Source organism: Comamonas sp. SY3 (assembly GCF_041730275.1).
GTDB lineage: Bacteria > Pseudomonadota > Gammaproteobacteria > Burkholderiales > Burkholderiaceae_C > Comamonas > Comamonas sediminis.
In genome coordinates this window covers 1-4,022 of sequence record NZ_JBGTYN010000047.1, presented here as the reverse complement: position 1 = coordinate 4,022, position 4,022 = coordinate 1, and the positions used below count along the sequence as shown (strand labels likewise).

Below are 4,022 nucleotides of genomic sequence, written 5' to 3'. Positions count from 1 at the left end.
TCTTGAGGTCATCCTGGGGGACGAATGACAGCTTATTGTTGTACTCCTCCCGAGCAGCAGCCAGAGCCCGAGTCAGCTTTTCCGACTTAGTCAGATGCTGGTCGAGCGTCTCCTGCCACTTGATCGAAGCCTGGGTGGCTTTGGCGGACACCTCTTGCGCTGCGGCGTTCATCTGCTCAGCCGCGGCATTATTCTCAAGCTGCCACTCTTCAGCGCGCAGTGCCTCGATCCGCTCCTGCACGCGGCGCTTAGTCTCCGCAGTCACGCGGCCGGTTGCAGCTCCACCCCCAGTCTCGCCCCAGCCCTGCTGATCGATCAGCGAGTTCAGCTCCTTGCGCACAGCACCCAGTCGATCATTGATCGTATTGGGGCGGCCCACATTCAGCATTGCATCCCATGCGTCAGCAGCAGCGCCCTTGATGGCGTTCCACGCACGCTCTAGGTATCCCAGGCTTTCCTTGATGGTCTTGCTGCGATCGCGCATAGCGCTGTCCAGCGCATCCATCGCCACCGCTGAGGCCTGGGCAGACTTGCCTTGATCGTTGAGGGCCTTGATCTGCTCGTACACATCAGCTGTGAGGAAATTCATCCCCTCATTGAGCTTGACGACAGCACTTAATGGGTCTTTCTGCAAGTCCGCAAATTGCTTTGCCGTATCACCCACTGCCTGGCCGGTGGCCTTTTCCCATTCGATAGCGGTCTGCGCATACTTTCGCAGCTGGTCCGCACCGGTCACACCAGCCTGTGTGAAGGCCACCAGCGCTGCAGTCGCCTGCGCTTGAGTACCCACAATGGCGTCAATCTGGCGCGCATATTCCGTCAGTTGTGTGGTGGTCACGCCTGCCGCATTGCCCGACAGGGTGAGTGCCTTCACAAAGGCAATCTGCTCTTGGTGACCTTGATAGTACGCAAGGCCCAGGGTCGCAGCAGCAGCCGCTGCTACAGTGAAAGGATTCACCAGGCCCAACACATAGCCGCCCAATGCCTTTGCTGCAGCGCCAGCGCCGCCAAACATGTCCTTAAGCTGGCCACCCTGCTGCAGCAACACGGTAAGCGGCGCCTGGCCGGCCTGCAAGCTCACAACAATATCGGTGAACTGGGCGGGCACGTTGCGCAGCGCGGCATTCATGGCAGCCGCACTCATTCCAACCTTCCCCACTCCGCTCTCAGCCTCACGCAGCTTTGCAATCATTGGCGCTGCTTGGGTAGCAACACCCAGTTGCGCCGCCTGCAGCTCCAGAAGATCGGCACGGGTCTTGCCGATGGCGCTCGACTGCTCGCGTAACGAGTTGAGAAAAGCGCTCTCACTGGCCGCACGCTTCTCAGCGGCCGCCATGCGGTCCAATTCCTGATTCCAGAAGCGCACATACTCTGACGACTTCGCAAGCTGCTGTGCTTGGCGGTGCTTCTCAGCAAATACGTTCTGGCGGCCCACCTCCGCCTCAGCAGCCTTGAAAACCGACAGCTCACTCTCTGCATCGCGCAGAGCCTTGATGTAAGGCTGCAGGCGCGAGGCATCCATGCCCCGCATATCCATCTTGAGCTCGAAGCTGCCCGAGAGGCTCTTGGCAGCCTGAGCGGCCTGTAAAGTTTCCTCGGTGGCCTTGCGCATGGCAGAAGCGATGCGGCTCTCGGCGCGGGTGAGCTTTTCCGCTGCATTCTCAGCACCGTCGCCAATGGCGCCCACGCCCTCGGCGGCCTTCTGACCGGCTTGGTTGACCTTGGCGGCCATCTTGTCGGCGTCATTGCCAATCTGCTGGAAGGTCTGCGAGGCCTCGTTCTCGGCAGCAACAGTGAAGCCGAATTTTTGGTTTTCAGTTGACATGCTGCGCCACCAATAGAAAAGGCCCGCCAAAAGGCGAGCCCAAAATGAAAAGACGCCTTGATGGCGTCACACCTAATCGCGAGAAGCCTAGGCCTTGGCCCGCTTCTTCTCTTCAGCCTCACGCTCTTCCATCCAGATGGACAGAACTTCAGCCTCGATCACCCGGATGCCGTCAAACAGGTCTTGGTGCTCGTCTGGCGGCAAGCCCATACGGTCGAGTCGGTAGAACAGCACGTTGTAGTCCAGTGCGTAGGCACCGACTGCGCCAGCGCGCCATTGGTTGCGAATCTGCTCCCAGAGGCTCCAAACTGGCTCAGTCTCCGGCCAGAGCAGCACAATGTCTCGCGCATAGTCCGACCGTTTCATGCCGAAGGCCGCCAGCTCTGCGTCGCTGGGCGACGCCTCGTACTTCGCCCGGGCTACGCTTCGGAGTTTCCCAGGTAGCCCTCGGTGCAAGCTGCACGGTAAGCGCCCCATAGCGCGGCGCCGGCGGCTGGCTCTTCGTTGAAAAGCTGCGCCAGGTTGTCCTGGGTCAGCTCGATATCCTCCAGATTCCAGCCCTTGAGGAATTCCAGGGCCCGGGCAGCATTGGATGCCATGCCCTTTACGGCCAGGCTCTCGAAGGTGATCTTCTCGCCGTCCGTGCCGACTTCTGGCTTGGCCTCGGCGTTCTCATCCAGGAACTTGGCAAACTCCTGGCGGGTGCGGTATTTGAACTGGCAAGAGACCTTGGCCTTCTCACCGCTCATCAGCGGGATGTCAACAAATGCGGTGATGGTTTCGGGACGCTTGCCCAGTACGATTTTTGCCATGATGTGTTCGTTTCAGTGGAGAGGAAAGTGAAGCCCGTGCCCAGCCGCCCGCCCCACTGAAAGGAGCGAAGCGGCTGGGTCGGTGCAGAGGGTTGCCGCCGATTAGTAGCGGACCGGACGGCCTTGCAGGGAGAAGGTTGCAGTCACCTGCATCACCTGGCCCTTGGTGAGAGTTGGGCTCTCGTTGAACGACACGTAGCCGTTGTAAAGCAGCACCGAGCCATCAGGCAGGGTCACCTTCAGGGCGCGGATGTCGCGGCGCTCGCCGGCCACCTTCAGGGCTTGGTAGCCAGCCAGCGTCGGATCATCACCGATGCCGAGGGTGATGGACTGGGCGCTGGTCACCGTGGGCAACTGGCGCTCATAGTCATCTTCCAGGAAAGAGCCGGTCCAGAATTGCTGGTCGCCGCCCGAGGTCTGGTAATCCAGGATCTGGGAGATCTGCGTCCAGGCTGTGATCTCGCGCAGCGTGCTGCCGGTGGGGCTGGCTGGGAAGCGGTTCAGGTCAGTGGTGTCGGTGCCCGCAATCTCCAGAGTATTGGCAGCCACGTTTGCAGCTTTCCAGATACGCTCACTGATCTTCTGCCAAGGCGTCTTGAGCTCGAAGAAGGAGTTGTTGGGCACCGCATGCGCCGTAGAGGTCAACACTGCCGGACTGGCGTTAGAGATGGTGGTTACGGCTTTGACCGCGCCGTAGCCGGTTGCGATTGCGACGGTTGCGCCGTCAGGGAGACGAATAGCCATAATTGGGCCTTTCAAGAACGAAAAAACCCGCTCGGCCATTGCTTTGCGGGTGGGATCAGCCCATGACGGGCACAAAAAACCGGCCTAAGCCGGTGTCTGGGTGGGTCGCTATCGCGTCCCGGTTATCGAGTAAGACTGCAGGTAGCCTGGTACGTCGTCAGCGTCATCGAGTGCAGTGATGGGCTCGGATAGCGGGCTCGCAGCGAACTTATCCTTGGCCGCCAGCAGTGCCGCTTGGGCAGCCTGCAGGAGCCGAAGCGCATCCAGGCCGGTGCCGTCATACGCATTGACCTGGATCTGCGCATTTCGCTTATCTCCCTGGCTGTTGTCCAAGAAGATGATCGGATCGCCGCCGAGGTGCTGCCAGGTGATGTAGCGGCCTTTGGTGCCCGATGGCGCAACGCGCATGAACACCTGGGGGCAAACAGTCTTCAAGACGGCCTGCAGATCAATTTCAAGCACTTTTCACCCCTTCTTGATGCGTGCGATAAGCGTGTCTTGTGCAGCAGCCAGAGCAGCCGGCATGGCGCTCGATGCGCTGCGCATGAACGCGGTCGCAGGATGCTGTTTAGGGCCGCCTGGCCGCAGAACGTAATAGGCATCTTTCTCTGCAAGTGATGCCCGGCGCTTTGGTTTTGGCG

General features: G+C 60.2%; 5 protein-coding genes. All 5 read right to left on the bottom strand.

Going from position 1 to position 4,022, the window contains the following annotated elements; translation table 11 throughout:
* A partial coding sequence (locus tag ACCQ08_RS25900) for a phage tail length tape measure family protein (protein ID WP_373451372.1) occupies nucleotides 1–1,825 on the bottom strand: 1,825 nt, incomplete at its 3' end.
* An 87-nt stretch (nucleotides 1,826–1,912) separates the two neighbouring features.
* Entirely contained in the window at nucleotides 1,913–2,191 is a 279-nt protein-coding gene (locus ACCQ08_RS25895; RefSeq protein ID WP_373451371.1) for a DUF1799 domain-containing protein, read from the bottom strand.
* 53 nt (nucleotides 2,192–2,244) lie between these two features.
* Nucleotides 2,245–2,637 (bottom strand): phage tail assembly chaperone, encoded by a 393-nt coding sequence (locus tag ACCQ08_RS25890; RefSeq protein ID WP_239808662.1) that lies wholly within the window; start codon nucleotides 2,635–2,637, stop codon nucleotides 2,245–2,247.
* A 102-nt stretch (nucleotides 2,638–2,739) separates the two neighbouring features.
* The gene (locus ACCQ08_RS25885) at nucleotides 2,740–3,381 is read right to left on the bottom strand and encodes a phage tail protein (protein ID WP_312835912.1); all 642 of its coding nucleotides are present in this window, start codon (nucleotides 3,379–3,381) and stop codon (nucleotides 2,740–2,742) included.
* A 108-nt stretch (nucleotides 3,382–3,489) separates the two neighbouring features.
* A complete protein-coding gene (locus tag ACCQ08_RS25880) occupies nucleotides 3,490–3,843 on the bottom strand; it encodes a DUF3168 domain-containing protein (RefSeq protein ID WP_312835913.1) in 354 nt (117 codons plus the stop codon).
* Nucleotides 3,844–4,022 lie beyond the last annotated feature (179 nt).

What these genes read in the sequence shown, in the direction of transcription:
- ACCQ08_RS25885 (WP_312835912.1), bottom strand. Translation starts at nt 3,381, where the DNA reads ATGGCTATTCGTCTCCCTGACGGCGCAACCGTCGCAATCGCAACCGGC.
- ACCQ08_RS25890 (WP_239808662.1), bottom strand. Translation starts at nt 2,637, where the DNA reads ATGGCAAAAATCGTACTGGGCAAGCGTCCCGAAACCATCACCGCATTT.
- ACCQ08_RS25895 (WP_373451371.1), bottom strand. Translation starts at nt 2,191, where the DNA reads ATGAAACGGTCGGACTATGCGCGAGACATTGTGCTGCTCTGGCCGGAG.